We start from the raw sequence: 19,521 nt of genomic DNA, 5'->3' as shown, positions 1-19,521 counted from the left end.
CATATCAACCGCACGCTAATAAAAACAGCCATATCAATATATTTACTGACTTGAGGATTTGTAACCATGCTATTTCATCCCCCTAAAAACCCTGTCGAGCTTAAAATACGCCACTTAAATGATGCTCAAAAGCAGCGTCGCGAAGATTTGATGGAAGCCACCCAAGGCAAAGCTGCCCTCAAACAGTTTAAAAAAGTCATGGCCAAAAAAGCCAAGCAAGCATTGAAAGCAAAAACTAAAAATAAGAAAAAACATACTGATGACAAGGCACAAGTTTTTGTGCTCGATTTTGACGGTGATATCAAAGCAACTGCGGTCAAACATTTGCGTGAAGAAATCAGTACTCTAATTAGTACCGCAAATAAAGGTGACGAAGTTATCGTACGTCTTGAATCAGGCGGCGGTTTGGTACACGGTTATGGTTTGGCCGCAGCGCAATTGGTTCGCATAAAAGATGCTGGTCTAAAACTGACTGTCTGTGTTGATAAAGTGGCGGCGAGCGGCGGCTATATGATGGCCTGCGTTGCAGACAAGGTAGTAGCCGCACCATTCGCTATCATTGGTTCAATCGGTGTGGTGTCACAGCTGCCAAATTTCCATAAATGGTTAAAAAACCATGACGTCGATTATGAGATGTTTACCGCTGGTGACTACAAACGTACGGTAACTGTATTTGGTGAAAATGATGCCGAAGACCGTGCCAAATACCAAGAAGAATTAGAGCAGACGCATGAGCTATTTAAGCATTTCGTTAACACCTATCGTCCAGCACTTGACGTGGCAAAAGTAGCTACGGGTGAGCATTGGTATGGCGAAGATGCGTTAAAGCTTAACTTAATTGATAGTCTACAAACTTCAGACAGTTATATTTTAGAGCGTATGGAAGACAACGAAGTGTATGCATTATATTCACGTCAGAAGCCGACGTTAGCAGAAAAGTTAGGATTGGCTCAAGCAGCAGAAGCGACACTGAGCATGGCTGTAGATAAATTACCTGATGCACTTGCACGTTTTGATTTGAACAGCCGCCTAAATATTTTGAAATAATGTTAGTTATCATTATGATAGTTAAATAATGGTATTTCAGTGCTAAGAAGTTTTTAGATACATTGTTTATATTTTGTAAAAGGCGTGGCCTAGCTGGTCGCGCCTTTTTGCTGTTTATTGACAATTGCTGTGTTATAAATGTAGCACACGGAAAACAGTATACGTGCGTGCACTAAAGCTCTAGTAGAGCTTTTTATCAACATTTGATTTAGACAATCAATAAAGAAAAGGAAGTCATTTATGTCTAACGACAATTTAATGTTTACCGCAACAGAACATGGTCAAGCCATGCATGCCAAAGTCAAAGCGTTCATTGAAACGAATATTGAACCCATCGAAGCCCAATTCTGGGAAGATTGTCATAAGAAAAACCCTGATGGTAATTGGGAAAACTGGGAATGGCCAGAAGCCTACGAAAACCTGCGCAAACAAGCACGTGAAGAAGGATTATGGAATTTATTCCTGCCAGATGACACACTAGGTGCAGGACTGTCAGTCACTGATTATGCGCCTATTGCAGAATTGACTGGTCGTAGTTTGCTAGCACCTCATGTATTTAACTGTAATGCCCCTGATAGCGGTAATATGGAGCTATTGTGGCGCTACGGTACTCAAGAGCAGCAAGACAAGTGGCTTACCCCAATCCTAGAAGGTAAGACACGCTCTGTATTCTGTATGACTGAGCCTGACGTGGCGTCAAGTGATGCAACCAACATGCAAGCAACAGCCGTAGTAGATGGTGATGAGATTGTCATCAATGGTAGCAAGTGGTGGTCATCTGGTCTTGGCGATCCAGCGGTTGATGTTTTGATTGTGATGGCATATACCGCGGATGAAAGTGCAGACCGTCATCATCAGCATTCGATGGTGCTTGTGCCAGTCAAGACACCAGGTGTGAACATTAAACGTATGCTTAAAGTGTTTGGTGATTATGATGCACCGCATGGCCATGGCGAGATTAGCTTTGAAAATGTACGTGTGCCAGTCAGTCACTTCATTGGTGGACCTGGTAAGGGCTTTGAGATTGCACAGGGTCGTCTAGGGCCAGGTCGTATTCATCATTGCATGCGCTGTATCGGCGCTGCCGAAAAATCTCTTGAATTAGCAGTCAAGCGTGGTATGTCGCGTACTGCCTTTGGTAAGCCATTACTACAATTGGGTGGTAACTTTGAGCGTATCAGCGAGGCCCGTATCAAAATTGACCAAGCACGCTTGCTCACATTGTACGCCGCTCAAAAAATGGATGCTCAAGGCACTAAAGCCGCATTGACGGAAATCTCTGCTATTAAAGTAGTGGCGCCAACTGTGCTACAAGAAGTCGTCGATATGGCGATTCAGATTCATGGTGGTATGGGCGTGTGTCAAGATACCTTGCTACCGAATTTCTACGCGCAAGCACGTGTACTACGTTTGGCAGATGGTCCAGATGAAGTACATAAAACCATGATTGCCAAACTAGAACTAAAACGTCAGGGCTTTAGTCGTTCTGCTAAATCTGACAAAGCTTAGTCTTAAGCTTAATCTTAACAAACGGTTGTGTGAGTTAGTTTTGATTTGCTCACGCAACTATCAAGAATAAGCCAATCAAAATGCTAATTAAGAATTCACTATTAACAACTTAGTAGTGAATTTTTCATCACTAGAGCGAGTCCTCATTTCAAAAATAGCGAGAAGAATGAGATAAATTGAATTGAGAACTGGCTCGCATATCTGTTATAAAAATAAATGACCACATGATAAGGAATGTCTCATGGCAACTGATAATAAAGTACTAGACAAAGGCGGTGCCGTACGCGAAGGTGAAGAGCTTGATGCCAAAGCAGTCAGTGAATGGCTTCGCGGTCAAGGCGTCGACGTGGTAGGCGAGCCTACGGTCACTCAGTTCTCAGGCGGCGCATCAAACTGGACGTATCGACTACAGTATGAGGGTGAAGATAAAAACCAAGACCTCATATTACGTCGTCCACCAAAAGGTACCAAGGCAAAATCTGCCCATGACATGGTGCGTGAGTACACCGTTCAAAAAGCATTAAAAGGTGCTTATCCTTATGTACCTGAGATGATTGCGCTATGTACGGATGAAGCTGTTATCGGCGCTGACTTTTATGTGATGGAGCGGATGGAAGGTATTATTCCTCGTGCAGAATTACCAGAAGGTATCGATCTAAATCCTGAGCAAACGCGTCTGCTTTGCACCAATGTATTAGACGCTTTGGTAGAGCTACATCAGATAGACTATACCGAGCATCCTGATTTGGTTAATTTGGGCCGCGGTGAAGGTTACTGTGAACGTCAAATTAGTGGCTGGGACAAACGTTATGTCAAAGCAAAGACACCTAATGTACCGAGCTTTGCACTGGTTAGACAATGGCTTGCTAAACACACACCTGCCGATAGCAAAACTTGTATCATTCATAATGATTGGCGCTTTGACAATGTCATACTTGATGCAGAGGAGCCGACCAAAGTTATTGGCGTACTCGACTGGGAGATGGCAACCCTTGGCGATCCATTGATGGACTTAGGTAGTGCGTTGGCTTACTGGATTGAAGAAGATGACAATATCATCATGCAGCAGTTCCGTCGTCAGCCAACACATTTAGATGGCATGATGACGCGTGATGAAGTGGTTGAATATTATCTAAAACAGTCAGGTTTAGAGATAGATAATTGGACTTTTTATGAAGTGTTTGGTTTGTTCCGCCTCTCAGGTATCATTCAGCAAATCTACTATCGTTATTATCATAAGCAAACCACCAATCCAGCGTTCAAAAACGCTTGGCTCGTTATACATGTCATGCATGCTAAATGTTTGAAACTGATTGCGCAATATGAAGGCGAAGCCTTATTCAATGCGCATGTGCAGCCGCATTTAGAAGACATAGGCGTAGATGCTGCTGCTATTGAGCAGTTACCAAGCCCTGTTCAAAAAGTTGTCAAAAGTATTTTACCAAAAGGTTATTTTGCAAAAGCACCTGACTCTCCTGAAGCGTAAGCATTCAGTAAACCGTACTTTGCAAATATGATAAAAGGTAATAATTTATGACAACCATACTTTTAGCACGTCATGGCCAAGCGTCTTTTGGACAAGAAAACTATGATCAACTCTCAGAACTAGGCACTGTTCAGGCACAAATGTTAGGTCAGCACTATGCAGCTACGCAGCGCCGTATTGATGCCATATTTACTGGTAGGTTGGTTCGGCAGCAAGACTCAGCACGTCATTTTTGGGAGCGTTACCAATCGTCTGTACATGCCAATAATAGCGATGGCACAGCTGTTGCGCCCGCAATTAACTTTGATCAGCCTGATAGTTATATTCTGCCGCAATTTGATGAATTTAATCATAAAGACGTGTTCGTTAAGTCAGCATCGGCATCGGGCAATCGATCTGACATCTCAGCTGAAATTGCCAAAGCAGAATCGCCAGCCACACGACTGGCTGAGCTATTTGATCAAGCGATGCAGCGCTGGCATGCTGGTGACAATGATCAAGACTATCTTGAAAGCTGGCCACAGTTTAATAATCGTGCACAGCAAGCCCTTGAACAAGTACGTACGAAAGTAGCAAGCATGAGCTTAGATCAGGACAGCACCGTACTCGTATTCACTTCAGGCGGCGTCATCGCTGCAATCACTGCCCAGTTATTGCGACAAGGCAGTCAGACCGCTTATCAGCTGAATAAAAGCTTGGTTAATACGGGTGTGACCTCTATTACTTTAAAAAATCAAAGTTCTCGCTTATTGTCTTTAAATGAATACAGTCATTTATTCTCTGATGGTAAACCGTTTGTGACATGGCGATAATTTTGCGCGTAATTTTACGGTTAATATAGTGTCATATCTGCTTAAAGTATAAGCCTTATCGACGTTTATACTAAAAAGTTACCAATTTGATTCTGTGCAATATCGATATACAAAGGACTGTACATGCAAAATAAATTAATAAAATTGGTTGCTAAAAGTGCGCGCCATAGCAAAAACCAGATAGTAGGCGCGGTTCGGCCTGCAAGTTATCTAAAAGGCTTGAGTAAGCAGCAAGTAGGCAGCGGTAAAACGGTGCTTATCACAGGTGCCAGTTCAGGTCTGGGTGAAGGTATGGCCAGACTGTTTGCTAGCCTTGGCTACAACTTGGCCATATGTGCGCGTCGCACTGATCGTTTAGAGCATTTAAAGTCGGAGATGATGGACAAGTATCCTGATATCCGAGTCGAATACCAAGCACTAGATGTGAATGATTATGATGCGGTTTTTCAAGTGTTTGATGCTTTTGCAGATGACTTTGGTAGCATTGAGCGAGTAGTGGTCAATGCTGGCATTGGTGATAGTCGCCGCATTGGTAAAGGGCATTTTGAAACCAACCGTCGCACTGCTGATGTCAATTTTGTAGCAGCACTGGCACAGTGTGAAGCCGCTATGAATATCTTCCGTGCTCAGAACAATGGGCATTTGGTCGTGATATCTAGCATGTCAGCCATGCGTGGATTGCCTAGGCATCTGACGACCTATGGGGCAAGTAAAGCTGGTTTGGCTCACTTAGCAGAAGGTATTCGTGCTGATATGCTTCTGACCAATTTACCTATTAAAGTTTCTACGATTTACCCAGGTTATATTCGCACCGAAATCAACGAAGGCTCTAAGCCATTACCATTTGAAGTCGATACAGATACTGGTACTAAAGCCATTGTCGCGGCTATCGAAGCGGGCATAGATGAAGCCTGTGTGCCGAGCCTACCTTGGTCCATGGTCAGTCACGCGATGAAGCACTTGCCATTACAAGTAATGAATAAACTAAGTTAATCAAATTGGTTTTCCTAAGGTAGAAAAGAAGAAGCCCACTACAATAATAGTAGGCTTCTTCTTTTATTTACTCTAAATAGCAGGGCAAGTATTACAACGTTTGAGGGTTATTTGACATATGCTGTTCACGCAATTTTTGACGTAGTACTTTACCAACATTACTCTTTGGTAGTTCGCTGACAAACTCAATATGGCGTGGACATTTATAACCAGTCAAATTTTCCAGTGCGAATTCTTTGATAACTTCTTTAGTGACATTGTTATCGGCAGGTACGATATAAATTTTAACCGCCTCACCTTGATTTTCATCAGGAATGCCAATCACGGCGCAATCGACGATACCATCACAATCAAGCATGACAGATTCGATTTCATTCGGAAATACATTGAAGCCTGAAACTAAGATCATGTCTTTCTTACGATCTAGTAGAGTAAAGTAGCCTTTCTCATCCATGCTAACGATATCACCAGTGCGGAAGTAGCCATCGCGAGTAAAGTCATTGCTATTGTCTTTATTAAAGTATCCTGACATAACGTTTGGACCTTTGATACACATCTCGCCTGATTGATGCATGCCAACACGCTCACCGTTTTCGTCAACCACGATAATATCGACACTCGGTACAGGTATACCAATAGTACCGTTGAACTTGCGGTCAGTGATAACGTTGGCAGTACCACCAGCCACGCCTTCAGTCATACCCCAACCTTCAACCATGGGGCAGCCAGTCACTTCTAACCAACGTGCTGCGGTTTGCTCAGTAGCAGCCATACCACCAGCCTGAGTGATACGTAACGAGCTAAAGTCCAAATCTTTAAAGTTTGGTTGGTCAAGTAGCCCTTTAAATAGAGTGTTGACCGCAGGAAAGATGTGGAACGGTTGTTTTGATAAGGTTTTGACAAACCCTGACATATCGCGTGGATTAGGTACTAGGATAAAGGTATAACCTGAACGCATACCGAGCAAACTCAGCATAAAGGCAAAAATATGATACAGCGGTAAGGCCATAACCATATTGATATATACCTCGTTGATACCGGAAGTCACAGGGCGATACCATGCCTCTGATTGCATAGCAGCAGCAACGACATTACGTTGTGTTAGGACAGCACCTTTAGATAATCCAGTCGTACCACCTGTATATTGCAAAATCGCTTTTTGTTGTATGGTAGTCTTTGGTGCTTGAAACGGTAGGTTTTTTCCCTTTTTTAATACTTCAGGGAATTTAGTGACATTGTACTTAGGATCATTTAAGTTGTATTTTGGAACCAAGCGTTTGACCTGACGGATAACCGTATTGACCAAAATACCTTTTAAACCCATCATATCGCCCATTTTCGATAGTACGATACGTTTGATATTGGTCTCTTCAATAACTTGCTCAAGCGCTTGGGCAAAGTTGTCAACAACAAAGATAACCTGAGCGCCCGAGTCATTCAATTGATGACGCAGCTCACGGCCTGTATATAGCGGGTTTACTGGAGTACAAACGTAACCTGCGCGCAGAATACCAATCATAGTCGGTAGGTATTGTGGAACGTTCGGCATCATCAGAGCCACTACGCTACCTTTAGGTAAACCTTGAGCCTGTAACCATGCTGCTACTGCCAGTGAAGCGTTATCAACATCACCATAAGTATGCGTAACACCCATACAGATAGACATCGGATGCATACGAAAGCGGTTAAAACACTCTTCATATAACTCTATGAGGCTTTCATACTGATCCGGATTAATCGTCTTAGGTACGTTTTCTGGGTATTGAGCAAGCCAAGGTTTATCTACAGTCATGATTAGCGTCCTTAAATATTAAAATAAATTAAGGCTCTATAAAAAAGTAGTCACATCCATGTCAACAATTTAAATCGCTGTTCCGTTAGCAAGAAATTGTCGAGTGTTATCCTATATATTCACATACTGCTAAAATACGAGGCCCTTATAAAGTTTGATTTAACCACAGAGCATAAATAGCTCATCAGGTTAAAAACCAATTAATGTTTTGGTAATGAAAATAGCTACTAGTAATGCTGCTAATCAATCGATATGAGTCATAATTATATAAGATCAAAATAACAGAAAGTATAGTGACACATTTTGGCAATACATTAACATAACTACAACCGTGCCTGTTATTCTTATACAAGAACTTGATAGTTTACAGTTAAATTTGATAAATGAAATAATATATGTTGAATAATCAGAAAATACCTAGACAAATAATTTACTTTCTTATCAAGTAATTAACATGAAATTTATTCAAAAAATGTCATATAATTGGATATAAAAGTAGATTTGTAGTAATTATAATAGAGAAATTTTATAGTTGAATGACAGAAAATAAATATACAAAAGGGCATCTTACAATTACTGTAAGATGCCTTTATTAAAAATAAATTCATGTTTTTAGAATTTTTTAAAAATTGTCTCTATTTATACTTGAGGGTAGTCTGCATTGTGTTTTTCACGCAATTTTTGACGCAGTACTTTACCGACATTACTTTTTGGTAGGTCGCTCACAAACTCGATGTGGCGTGGACACTTATAACCCGTTAGATTGTCTAACGCAAAGTCTGTAATCACTTCTTTGGTAACGTTATTGTCTTCAGGTACTACGTATATTTTGACCGCTTCACCTTGATGACTATCAGGAATGCCAATTACCGCGCAGTCAAGAATACCATCACAATCAAGCATCACGGACTCAATTTCGTTTGGAAATACGTTGAATCCTGAAACCAAGATCATGTCTTTTTTGCGATCTAATAATTTGATGTAGCCTTGATCATTCATGCTGACGATATCACCAGTACGGAAATAACCATCACTAGTAAAGTCAGCACTACTGTCTCTATTCAGATATCCAGAGGTTACGTTAGGGCCTTTAATACATAGCTCGCCCCCTTCGTTTAGATCTACATGCCTGCCGTCTTCATCGATAATAATGACATCTACGCCAGGAGCGGGTACACCGATAGTACCGTTAAACTCACGATTGGTAATAACGTTGGCGGTGCCAACTGCAACGCCTTCTGTCATACCCCAACCTTCGATCATCGCGCAGCCCGTCACTTCTAACCAGCGATTCGCAGTTTGCTCAGTAGCCGCCATACCACCAGCTTGTGAGATACGCAAAGAGCTAAAGTCCAAATCTTTAAAGTTTGGATTATCGAGCAGTCCTTTAAAGAGGGTATTAACCGCAGGGAAAATATGGAATGGTTGTTTTGATAAGGTTTTAACAAATCCAGGAATATCACGTGGATTAGGTACTAGTATAAAAGTATAGCCTGAGCGCATACCAAGTAGGCTAAGCATGAATGCGAAGATATGATACAACGGCAGTGCCATCACCATATTGATATATACTTCGTTAATTTCTGATGTGATAGGGCGAGTCCATGCTTCTGATTGCATCGCTGCTGCTACGATATTACGCTGTGACAAAATAGCGCCTTTCGAAAGGCCTGTGGTACCGCCTGTATATTGTAAAAATGCTTTTTGATCCAAAGACATTTTTGGTTGCTGAAAAGGTAGGTTTTTACCTTTTTTCAATACTTCAGGAAACTTAGTGACATGGTACTTAGGATCGTTAAGGTTGTATTTGGGTACTAAGCGTTTGACCTGACGAATAATTGTATTGACCAAAATACCTTTCAAACCCATCATATCGCCCATCTTCGATAGGATTACACGTTTGATAGCCGTTTCTTCAATAACTTGCTCAAGCGCTTGGGCAAAGTTATCAACCACAAAGATTGCCTGGGCACCTGAGTCGTTAAGCTGATGGCGTAATTCTCGGCCAGTATATAGTGGGTTAACAGGGGTACAAACGTAGCCTGCACGTAGTATTCCAATCATGGTGGGCAGATACTGTGGAACGTTTGGCATCATGAGAGCGACGACACTACCTTTTGGCAAGCCTTGATTCTGTAGCCAAGCAGCGACTGCCATTGAAGCATTATCAATATCACCATAAGTATGAGTCACTCCCATACAAATGCTCATTGGATGTCCACGGAAGCGATCGAAGCATTCTTCGTATAGCTCCATGATGCTACTATATCTATCGGGATTAATGGTTTTTGGCACACCGGCTGGATATTGAGAAAGCCAAGGTTTGTTCGATATCATAGTTAGCATCCTTGCGATTTGATATAGGCTAAAGTATTTTGAAAAGGTAGTTGTCAATCTAACAATGGTACAAACCACTACTTATTTAAGTGGTATCTACCGTATTCAATAGCATCCCTGTCTATTGATTAATAGTTAGTTTTTTTGCTGTTGTCACAGCATTTTATTTAATAAATATTTATATAAAGCATCAAATAGAACAAATAAATAAAAAGTTCAGTAATAAAAATAATGCTCGTTCTAAAAATATTTATCTGCTGCTTACCAATAAAGTATCAAAAAAACGATACATTTGAGCAATACATTAGCATGAATTTAATCTAAAACAATAACAGGAAGCGATACTGATCAGTCTATATATTAACTTATAAGAATGTATTGACTTTGTTAGCTGACAAAAGAAGGATTAGATAATTAATATTGATGAGCTGATGAAGCACAAAGGAATGTAGATGCTAAAATTATTGCGGTAAAATGAATTGATCTTTTTTATTAAAGAAACGTCGATAAATAAGTAATGCACTGATGGTGCAGCCAAGTGTACTGCTGACACATATCAGGAACATAGTGACTATTTGATAGCGTACGGCTTGAGTGGGATCGGCGCCCGCTAGAATTTGACCCGTCATCATGCCTGGTAAACTAACAATACCGACGACTAGCATAGAGTTTAAAGTTGGGGTCATGCCATTAGTGATAGCTGCTTTTATCTGCTCATGGACGGCTTCGAATGGCTTAGCAGATAGACTGAGCATCATCTCGATACGTTCAGATTGCTCATGAAAGGATTCAATCAGTTGATTGCTCGTTAACGAAATGGCAGTCAGAGAGTTCCCTAATATCAGACCCAATATAGGAATAATGAATTGCGGTGTATACCAAGGCTCAACATTCAAAATCGCTATAATCGCAATCGCCGTTACTAGTACTGCTGAGATACCGACTGCCAATAACGTATCTGTCAATAACCCCTTATAACTGCGTTTAACGCGATTTTTGGCGGCACTTCCTGCAATTAAAGTCATGACCGTTAAGATAAGTAGCACTTCATACCATTGTTCACGTGCAAAAATCCACGCCAGTATCAGCCCAATAAAGCTCAGCTGTATAATCGTACGAAATGCCGCTATCAAAAGGGTCTTGCTGAGCTTTAAACGTAAGCGCCAAGAGATGAGTAATACGATAATAATTAAACTGCTAGCAAGAGCGATATCACCATAAGTGAGAAAAATTTGCATATCATTCGTACCACTCATATGAGCTTATTTAGGAAGTAATTATGGTAATAATACAAGGTTAGGGTTGATGTTATTAACGTGCTAAATTGTCCGAGCAACTATACGACGACTTACTCATTTGATTAAATATTTCTGAATAAAAGTTCTTTAAAAGTCTGTAGTGAGTACACTGGCTTGCATGTGCCAGTGTCTATTTGCCAAAGGCATAATATCTTTTGTGTCGTGAGTCACCCATAAGAGTGTACGCTGTGCATCTGTGTGCAACCAGTTGATAAGTAAGTTGACTAGCTGTGCTGAAGTGTCAATGTCCAAAGCGGCGGTTGGCTCGTCTAGTAATAGAACTTTTGGACTAAGCTGCAATAGACGCAATGTATTGACCAGTTGGCGCTCGCCACCAGATAAATGCTTGGCGTCTTGTTGCAGAAAATCCGCACTTCTATCTAAATGTTCAAGCTGAGCAACATGCCAGTCTCTATCAAAAGTCTGCGACTGGTGAGCATGCAATTGATAAGGCATTTGTAAGTTTTCAAGGACACTGCCGTCTAACAACTGTGGGTGCTGAGCGAGTAGGGCAACTTGCTTGCGCCACAGTACAGGTGCAGTCTCATGCATATCGTGATAAACATTACTCGACGTGTCATCGTGCAAACGAACAGTACCGCTGCTCATTGGCAATAATCCTGCTAATATTCGCAATAGTACTGATTTACCGCTACCAGACGCTCCTGTCAAAACAGTGACTTGCCCTGACAATAGCGTACCGCTCGCACCGCTTATTAGCGTTCGATCATGAATTGATGGCTCTTTATCCAGTGAAGCGTTTGCGGTTAGCTTGCTTGTCCATTTTTGATAAATGCTAGACGGCATAGAAGGTTTTTTCAGTGCTTCTTTGCTATTTTTAATGCTTTGAGCATTTATCGTCCGTTGGTTATGTACCCATAGGTTATCAAATTCAAGCAACACTCTACCCGTATCTATGCTCATAGCGCTCTACTGCTGACCATGCACTTGCTCGTCGATAGCCTGTTCGATCGTAACGCGCAGCTTTTTTGGTACACGAATAGGACGCATTGGTGGGGTTGTCGCTGCAGTATCTTGTTTATCGCTGCCTATTTCATCATTACTCATTGGCTCTGGTTTGACGAGGTTTTGTACGCAGGCAATGACGATTTTGGTACTGCTTAGTAGCTGGCTATCATCTGTTTCAGTAGAGCCATGATTTGGTAGATTGCGATATATACTTTGGTAAAATATGATGCTGGCAGGTTTTAGCTCCACTTTATCAATACGTACGCTAATTACCTCATCTAATAGAATGGCTCTTTTGTATTGCAAGTTCGCCTGACTCACGACAAAATGCTGTACTTCACCACTGTCAGTCTGCAAAAAATAGCCATTTAAGCCAAGCTCAGTAAACCAGTCGCGTCGGCAGTTTTCAAAAAACACCAAATGATTGGCGTGATAGACTATACCGCCAGCATCAGTATGGTTAATATAGACGTTATAATCTTTAGCAAATAATGGTTTGGTGTCCTCATTCATGGCTGATGTCGTATTTTTTTGCTTCATTGTTGTCATAGTGATGCTCGATATTTTTAATAAGTATTGTTGAATAAAAGTGTTTCAGATAGACCAATAATAGATAGTGCTTATAATAGAGTTACTCTAGCTCAAGATATCAGGCCATGCAACCGCTAGAACCGCTTACATTTGTTATCATAGTCGTTTATATTTCACCCATTTATAGAGCGCTATATTCTAACCAATCAGTATAGGACAGTTTATGACCCGTTTTGTCAGTTTTAACATCAATGGTATCCGTGCACGTCAGCATCAGCTCGAGGCGGTGCGCGAGGTAATCGATCCTGATGTCATGGGCCTACAAGAAACCAAGGTTCATGATGATCAATTTCCGCTTAGCGATATCGAAGGACTGGGCTACCACGTCGAGTACTTTGGACAAAAAGGGCATTACGGCGTTGCACTATTATCCAAAGCTGCACCTGTATTCGTACAAAAAGGCTTCCCTGGCGAAGATGAAGAAGCCCAAAAGCGCTTTATCCATGCACGTTATGAGTTTGAAGGTCGTGAAGTGGATGTGCTCAATGGTTACTTTCCGCAAGGAGAGAGCCAAGATCACCCGACTAAATTTCCTATGAAGCGTGCTTATTATGCCAATTTGATGACTTATATTGATACGCTAAAAGCGGAAGGTCGTTCGATTATCGTCATGGGTGATATGAATATTGCACCAGAAGATATCGATATTGGTATTGGTGAAGTTAATGCCAAGCGTTGGTTGAAAAACAGAAAAACCTCATTTCTGCCAGAAGAGCGCGAATGGTATTCAGCATTGATGTCACGTGAGCTGACAGATACTTACCGTCTGCATTATCCAGAGAGCACCGAGTTATACAGCTGGTTTGATTATCGCAGTCGCGGCTTCAACGATGAACCTAAGCGCGGGTTACGTATTGATCATATCCTATGTACCTCAGACTTAATCGATAAATGTATTGATGCTGGTATCAGTTATGAGCTACGTGCTATGGAAAAACCCTCTGACCATGCACCGATTTGGTCAGCATTTGATCTAAAGAAACCGTAATACTTATATACCGTGATACTTATATGTAGTCAATCTCATGTCAATTAGAGACGGCGCTCAGCTTGTTCAGTCTGCTGGTTATAATACTGGAGTTAGCTCTCCTTATATCTAAACTGTCTTGAACTGACTGTAGTGTTTATCACTTAGTATTCCGTAAATAACGATAAAAATTGAAAAATAAGGATTTTATTATGGCTGTTGGAAATGTATCAGTACCTGACGTTATCTATCCTATCGATGGTATCAAACTCAGTGCCACAGCGGCAGGTGTCCGTTATAAGGACCGCGATGATCTAGTAGTTATCGAAATATCTGACAAAGCTACTACTGCAGTTGTCACCACTAAAAACACCTTTTGTGCCGCGCCAGTGCGAGTATTGCGTGAGCACTTTGCTAAGGTTAGTCCGCGCTATTTAGTCACCAATACTGGTAACGCAAATGCAGGTACGGGTGCTGATGGTAAGCGCCGTGCCCTTGATATCTGTACAGCGTTGGCTGAAAAGGCTGGTATAGATACCAATGCGATATTGCCATTCTCTACCGGCGTGATTGGTGAGCCGCTAAATAGTGATGCGGTCATCGCAGGTCTGGATAATGCATTGGCTAACCTAGCGTCTGATAGCTGGCTAGCCGCTGCTAATGGCATTCGCACGACAGATACTATTCCTAAATTGGCCAGCCAAAAAATTGATGTAGCAGGTACTAGCTATCATATCACTGGTATGTCTAAAGGCTCAGGAATGATACGCCCGAATATGGCAACTATGCTAGGCTATGTGGCGACAGATGCTAATATCGCTGCTGACTTATTACAGGAGATGCTAAGCGCTATCAATGAGCAGTCTTTCAACCGCATTACTGTCGATGGTGATACCTCAACCAATGACTGTTGTGTATTAATCGCAACAGGTGCTGCTAGCTCAGAGGTGATTGATAGTCCAGAGCATCCACATTATCAGCCTGTGTTCGATGCATTGGCTGATGTGTTTGTCCGTCTGGCACAACTGATCGTGCGTGATGGCGAAGGCGCTACTAAATTCATGACGGTCAAGGTGACTGGCGGTCAAACCACGCAAGAATGCTGCGATGTGGCTTATGCAGTCGCACATTCACCTTTAGTAAAAACGGCATTCTTTGCTAGTGATGCTAACTGGGGTCGCATATTAGCAGCAGTGGGCTATGCTGGTATCGAAGATCTAGACACAGAGCAAGTCGATGTGTATCTAGACGAGGTAATGATTTGCCAAAATGGCGGTATTGCACCTGACTATACAGAAGATGCGGGCAAAACAGTCATGAGCCGACCTGAGATTACCATTCATATCGACCTTGCACGTGGCGATGCTAGCGATACCGTATATACCTGCGATTTGTCATACGATTACGTCAAAATAAACGCTGATTATCGTAGCTAGTACTTCTCCATAAAACAGAATTTGCGTAGTTGTATAAGAGCCAGAACAATATTTGTTTTGGCTTTTTAATGTCAAATTTCTGCTCAGTAGCAAATAACTCTGCTATTCAATACGCTTCATTAACATCAGTTGCAAAAGCTGACGTTAATTTACAAAGTAGTCATAGAAGGTAGGACGACTAGCGACCTATACTGGTTTCAGTAAGAAGCAAACAGCCTTATTAGCTTGTATCGAAATTAGCTTGTAGCAAAGCAAGATAAGGTGTTCAAAATAATAATTTTATCTAAGCAACCATAAGTTAGTAGTTAAGCCAGTAACTAAACTATTAATAAAGAATTAATAACAATTATCTGAGGATTGAATAATGAAGAAATTAGCACTTGCAGCATTGATGACAACTTTTGCCCTTTCTGGTTGCTCTACGATGAGTATGGATGATGAGCGCACGATGGTTGTTGAAGGACAACCTATGAATGTAAAAGTAGTTAATATTCCAAGCTTTGAAGTGGAAATTGCACCGCGTAAAGCAGTATGTGACTTGACTGCTACTGATGGCAGCATGGTTGAATCACAGTGCTTGCAGTATCGTCAGACCTATCAGAAAAACTACACCACGCTAAACGGTAATATTCAAGGCTTTACCTATGAGCCGAACTATCGTTATGTGCTAGATGTACGCCAAGAAGCAGTAACCGCAGAAGGCTCAAATGTAGTGCAGCCAGTTTGGATTCTAAATGAAGTGGTATCAAAAACTGCTGAATAATATTGATAGCAATATATAGACGATAAACCAGTTATAAAAGCAGTTATACATGACAAAAAGGCCTCTAATTCGTTAGAGGCCTTTTTGTTGTTTCTATTATCAGTAAATTAGTTTTTGAGAATTTAGATTAGCATTGACTGTAATTGACACTGACGCCGCGCGTTGCCGTAGGGATTCTATTGTCAGCATAGACCGCCAGACCGCCTCGTGCTGTTTCTTTATATTTATCAGACATATCGGCACCTGTTTGCTTCATCGTCTCTATCGCTTTGTCTAAAGAGACGAAGTGCTGACCATTACCTCTACAGGCTAGACGTGCTGCATTGATTGCTTTAACTGCGCCCATCGCATTACGCTCGATACAAGGCACTTGTACCAAGCCGCCAATAGGATCACAAGTAAGGCCTAGATTATGCTCAATACCAATCTCTGCCGCATTTAAACATTTGGCTGGCATGCCATTCATGATTTCTGCCAGTGCAGAGCCTGCCATTGCACACGCAGAACCAACTTCACCTTGGCAACCGACTTCAGCACCAGAGATTGAAGCATTTTGCTTGATAAGGCTACCGATAGCGGTGGCGTTTAGCAAAAACTTACGAACGCCATCTTGGTTGTAGTTAGGCAAAAAGTCACGATAGTAATGCAGTACGGCAGGAATGATACCTGCTGCGCCATTGGTTGGAGCCGTGACTACTTTGCCGCCATTAGCGTTTTCTTCATTGACGGCGAGCGCGTACAAATCGACCCAGTCCATAGCTGCTAACTTATCAGTCTTGGTGATAGGTTGGTCTTTTTCAGCACACAACTGCGTATGCAAATCTTGGGCACGGCGCTTTACATCTAATCCACCCGGTAGGATACCGCCATTTTCACAGCCTTGTTTGACGCAGTCTTGCATGACTTCCCAAATGCTATCTAGATAAGCAAATACTTCTTCTTTGGCATGGAAGTGACATTCGTTTGCTAGTACCAATTCGCTGATGCTCAAGTCATGCTCACGACATTGCTCTAGTAGCTCTGCTGCGTTATTGAACGGGTAGGGAACTCTATCGATGGTCGGGCTGGCATGATCTTCGTCTGGGTTAGTTGCATCTTCTTCATTAATGACAAAACCGCCACCGACAGAATAGTACGTCTGCTGATAGCGAACGCCTTCATTTGAAATAGCGCGTAGCGTCAATGCATTGGGGTGATAAGGTAGCACAGTATCATCATACCAGTAGATGTCTTGCTCTGTATCAAAAGCAATCGTATGCGTGCCTGATACATTGAGAATTTTGTCAGAGAAGATAGGAGATAGGTAGCTACTGGTCATGCGTGTGTCTATCGTGCTAGGCGTGTGCCCAAGTAGGCCTAGTAAAATAGCGGTATCTGTTGCATGCCCTTTTCCGGTCGCCGCCAAAGAGCCATACAGTTCAATCTCAATGGTCTTAACTGCAGTCAGTTCCATTTGCTCAGTTAGCGAGGTCAAAAATAAGTTTGCAGCGACCATCGGTCCGACTGTATGCGAACTGGATGGGCCGATGCCGATTTTAAATAAATCAAAAACACTGATCATAATAAGTCACCAAAAATTTTAAGCGCTTTAGCCTATTTTATCTATGGCATTGGGCGCTTTTGTGAAAAATATAATAGATAGCCATCGCTCCTAGTCACCATTGATAGGTGGGCGCGAGACACTATTTATGAAGGTTATAAGGTAAATGAGCACTGAGGGCAGTTGAATAATAACTTTTATTTATTTTGAAACTCCGTTATCATGCTCGCAGTCAACAACTATGTAACATCCTGTAAGTTGGTTATCATCGTAAAATAAGACGGATTAAAAAAGACTAAATTTTTCAGTCAAACATATCCGTATTCATACATCTAGCAAGATATGGCTATCATACCAAATAATACTTTTGGTTTGTCATATTACAACATAAATGCATGAATTGGGATGACATATTATAGATAGGAAGACTTAACGTTCTGCTATTTATACAAGCCCTTAGAAATATGTCCATTTATTAATATTCTTATTTTATCAGTTATTCTAGCCTATTACTTTAGCTTAGCTCACATAGGACAAGCGCGCATGCCATCTCAAAAAGACCCTTCATCAGCGTCAGACAATAGCGCTCAAGATCTATCGACTCAAAATGCCTTGGAGTCTGCAGGCATTGATTCAGCCGCTATCAATTATCCGCACAATCCAGATTTTGAAAATGGCCGTTGGTTTCCGACATGGCGTCCTTATAAGGGTGACTTGGATCGTGATCCAGTCGGTATCAACGACTATTTACCTCCATCAAAAAGCGTATTGCTCGGCATACAGCATACGTTTGCCATGTTTGGTGCAACTGTGCTTGCGCCTTTATTAATGGGGTTTGATCCTAACTTAGCTATCTTGATGTCCGGTATCTGTACGGTAATGTTCTTTATGATTACCGGTGGGCGCATGCCGAGCTACTTGGGATCAAGCTTTGCTTTTATTGGTCCAGTCATCGCGGTGACCGCTTATGCAGGCGCAGGGTTCAATGACAATCTAAATGTTGCGCTAGGCGGTATTATGGCCTGCGGTATCATTTATGCATTGATTGGTCTGCTAGTGATGAAGACAGGTACAGGTTGGATTGAGCGTTTGATGCCGCCTATCGTGACAGGTGCGATTGTCATGATTATCGGTCTTAACTTGGCGCCAGTGACCATTCAAGGCGTGTCTGCCAATCAGTTTGATGCTTGGATGGCTACCTTGACCGTATTGCTCATTAGTGGTGTGGCAGTATTTACTCGCGGTATGTTGCGTCGTCTGTTGCTACTCGTCGGTCTGGTTCTGTCGTACGTTGCTTATTTCGTCATGACCAATATTTTAGGGTTTGGTACTGCGATTGATTTTAGTACGGTAGCCGCCGCTTCATGGTTTGGACTACCAAGCATTCATACGCCGCGCTTTGAGATGAGCGCTATTATCCTAATTGCACCTGTGGCCTTTATTTTGGTGGCTGAAAATCTAGGGCACTTTAAGGCAGTAGAGGGCATGACCAAGGCTCGTGTAACTCCTTATATGGGCCGAGCATTTTTGGCGGACGGTTTAGCCACGACCTTTTCAGCAGGATTTGGTGGTACAGGTGTTACTACTTACGCTGAAAACATTGGAGTCATGGCGGTTACCAAAGTGTATAGCACGACGATATTTGTCGTAGCAGGTTTGGTTGCTATCATATTGGGACTGTCACCAAAGTTTGGTGCGATCATTCAGACCATCCCAGCGGCTCTATTGGGCGGTGCTTCTATTGTTATCTTCGGCCTTATCACGGTTGCTGGGATAAAAATCTGGATCGATAGCCATATTGATTTTAGTAAAAACAGCAATCTGATTATTGCAGCAGTAACGGTCATTATGGGTACTGGTAATTTTAGCTTGCATTTGGGTGGCTTTGATTTAGGCGGTATCGGTACTGCTACTTTAGCCGCTATTGTGTTGAATGCCTTGTTTAACCAAAGCTCTGAAGCGAAATAAGTAATACTGATGA

At 41.9% G+C, this 19,521-nt stretch carries 15 protein-coding genes; 9 read left to right on the top strand and 6 right to left on the bottom strand.

The window, feature by feature from the left end:
- The first annotated feature begins 66 nt into the window (after positions 1–66).
- The 5 genes from sohB (at position 67) to JMX91_RS00920 (ending at position 5,847) form a co-directional block, all read left to right on the top strand.
- On the top strand, positions 67–1,047 hold the full coding sequence (gene sohB / locus JMX91_RS00940) for a protease SohB (protein ID WP_201547287.1): 981 nt from the start codon (positions 67–69) through the stop codon (positions 1,045–1,047).
- 258 nt (positions 1,048–1,305) lie between these two features.
- The gene (locus JMX91_RS00935) at positions 1,306–2,556 is read left to right on the top strand and encodes an acyl-CoA dehydrogenase family protein (RefSeq protein WP_227679216.1); all 1,251 of its coding nucleotides are present in this window, start codon (positions 1,306–1,308) and stop codon (positions 2,554–2,556) included.
- A gap of 241 nt (positions 2,557–2,797) precedes the next feature.
- The gene (locus tag JMX91_RS00930; RefSeq protein ID WP_201547283.1) at positions 2,798–4,042 is read left to right on the top strand and encodes a phosphotransferase family protein; all 1,245 of its coding nucleotides are present in this window, start codon (positions 2,798–2,800) and stop codon (positions 4,040–4,042) included.
- Between the two features lie 47 nt (positions 4,043–4,089).
- A complete protein-coding gene (locus tag JMX91_RS00925) occupies positions 4,090–4,854 on the top strand; it encodes a histidine phosphatase family protein (RefSeq protein ID WP_201547281.1) in 765 nt (254 codons plus the stop codon).
- Positions 4,855–4,977: 123 nt separating this feature from the next.
- Positions 4,978–5,847 (top strand): SDR family oxidoreductase, encoded by an 870-nt coding sequence (locus JMX91_RS00920; RefSeq protein ID WP_201547279.1) that lies wholly within the window; start codon positions 4,978–4,980, stop codon positions 5,845–5,847.
- A gap of 91 nt (positions 5,848–5,938) precedes the next feature.
- Here the strand turns inward: JMX91_RS00920 and JMX91_RS00915 are convergent, their stop codons facing one another.
- From JMX91_RS00915 to JMX91_RS00895, 5 genes are all read right to left on the bottom strand, one after another.
- Positions 5,939–7,639, bottom strand: coding sequence for an AMP-binding protein (locus tag JMX91_RS00915; RefSeq protein WP_201547277.1), 1,701 nt, complete (start codon positions 7,637–7,639; stop codon positions 5,939–5,941).
- 639 nt (positions 7,640–8,278) lie between these two features.
- A complete protein-coding gene (locus JMX91_RS00910; protein ID WP_201547276.1) occupies positions 8,279–9,976 on the bottom strand; it encodes an AMP-binding protein in 1,698 nt (565 codons plus the stop codon).
- Between the two features lie 461 nt (positions 9,977–10,437).
- The gene (locus JMX91_RS00905; RefSeq protein WP_227679195.1) at positions 10,438–11,214 is read right to left on the bottom strand and encodes an ABC transporter permease; all 777 of its coding nucleotides are present in this window, start codon (positions 11,212–11,214) and stop codon (positions 10,438–10,440) included.
- Between the two features lie 147 nt (positions 11,215–11,361).
- A complete protein-coding gene (locus JMX91_RS00900) occupies positions 11,362–12,198 on the bottom strand; it encodes an ATP-binding cassette domain-containing protein (protein ID WP_201547273.1) in 837 nt (278 codons plus the stop codon).
- A gap of 6 nt (positions 12,199–12,204) precedes the next feature.
- On the bottom strand, positions 12,205–12,783 hold the full coding sequence (locus tag JMX91_RS00895) for a thioesterase family protein (RefSeq protein ID WP_413786757.1): 579 nt from the start codon (positions 12,781–12,783) through the stop codon (positions 12,205–12,207).
- Between the two features lie 214 nt (positions 12,784–12,997).
- Here JMX91_RS00895 and xthA point away from each other — a divergent pair, with 214 nt between their 5' ends.
- From xthA to JMX91_RS00880, 3 genes are all read left to right on the top strand, one after another.
- Positions 12,998–13,822, top strand: a complete 825-nt coding sequence (xthA, locus tag JMX91_RS00890; protein ID WP_102092872.1) for an exodeoxyribonuclease III — start codon at positions 12,998–13,000, stop codon at positions 13,820–13,822.
- Positions 13,823–14,013: 191 nt separating this feature from the next.
- Positions 14,014–15,237 (top strand): bifunctional glutamate N-acetyltransferase/amino-acid acetyltransferase ArgJ, encoded by a 1,224-nt coding sequence (gene argJ, locus JMX91_RS00885; protein WP_201547271.1) that lies wholly within the window; start codon positions 14,014–14,016, stop codon positions 15,235–15,237.
- 364 nt (positions 15,238–15,601) lie between these two features.
- Positions 15,602–16,000, top strand: coding sequence for a DUF4377 domain-containing protein (locus tag JMX91_RS00880; protein WP_101204449.1), 399 nt, complete (start codon positions 15,602–15,604; stop codon positions 15,998–16,000).
- Between the two features lie 127 nt (positions 16,001–16,127).
- Here the strand turns inward: JMX91_RS00880 and JMX91_RS00875 are convergent, their stop codons facing one another.
- Positions 16,128–17,561, bottom strand: coding sequence for an L-serine ammonia-lyase (locus tag JMX91_RS00875; protein WP_201547270.1), 1,434 nt, complete (start codon positions 17,559–17,561; stop codon positions 16,128–16,130).
- A 522-nt stretch (positions 17,562–18,083) separates the two neighbouring features.
- Here JMX91_RS00875 and JMX91_RS00870 point away from each other — a divergent pair.
- The gene (locus tag JMX91_RS00870; RefSeq protein WP_201547269.1) at positions 18,084–19,508 is read left to right on the top strand and encodes a solute carrier family 23 protein; all 1,425 of its coding nucleotides are present in this window, start codon (positions 18,084–18,086) and stop codon (positions 19,506–19,508) included.
- The last annotated feature ends 13 nt before the right edge of the window (positions 19,509–19,521 follow it).

The sequence above is a fragment of the Psychrobacter sp. Pi2-1 genome (assembly GCF_904846645.1).
Classification (GTDB): domain Bacteria; phylum Pseudomonadota; class Gammaproteobacteria; order Pseudomonadales; family Moraxellaceae; genus Psychrobacter.
This window is presented reverse-complemented; position numbering and strand designations above follow the sequence as displayed.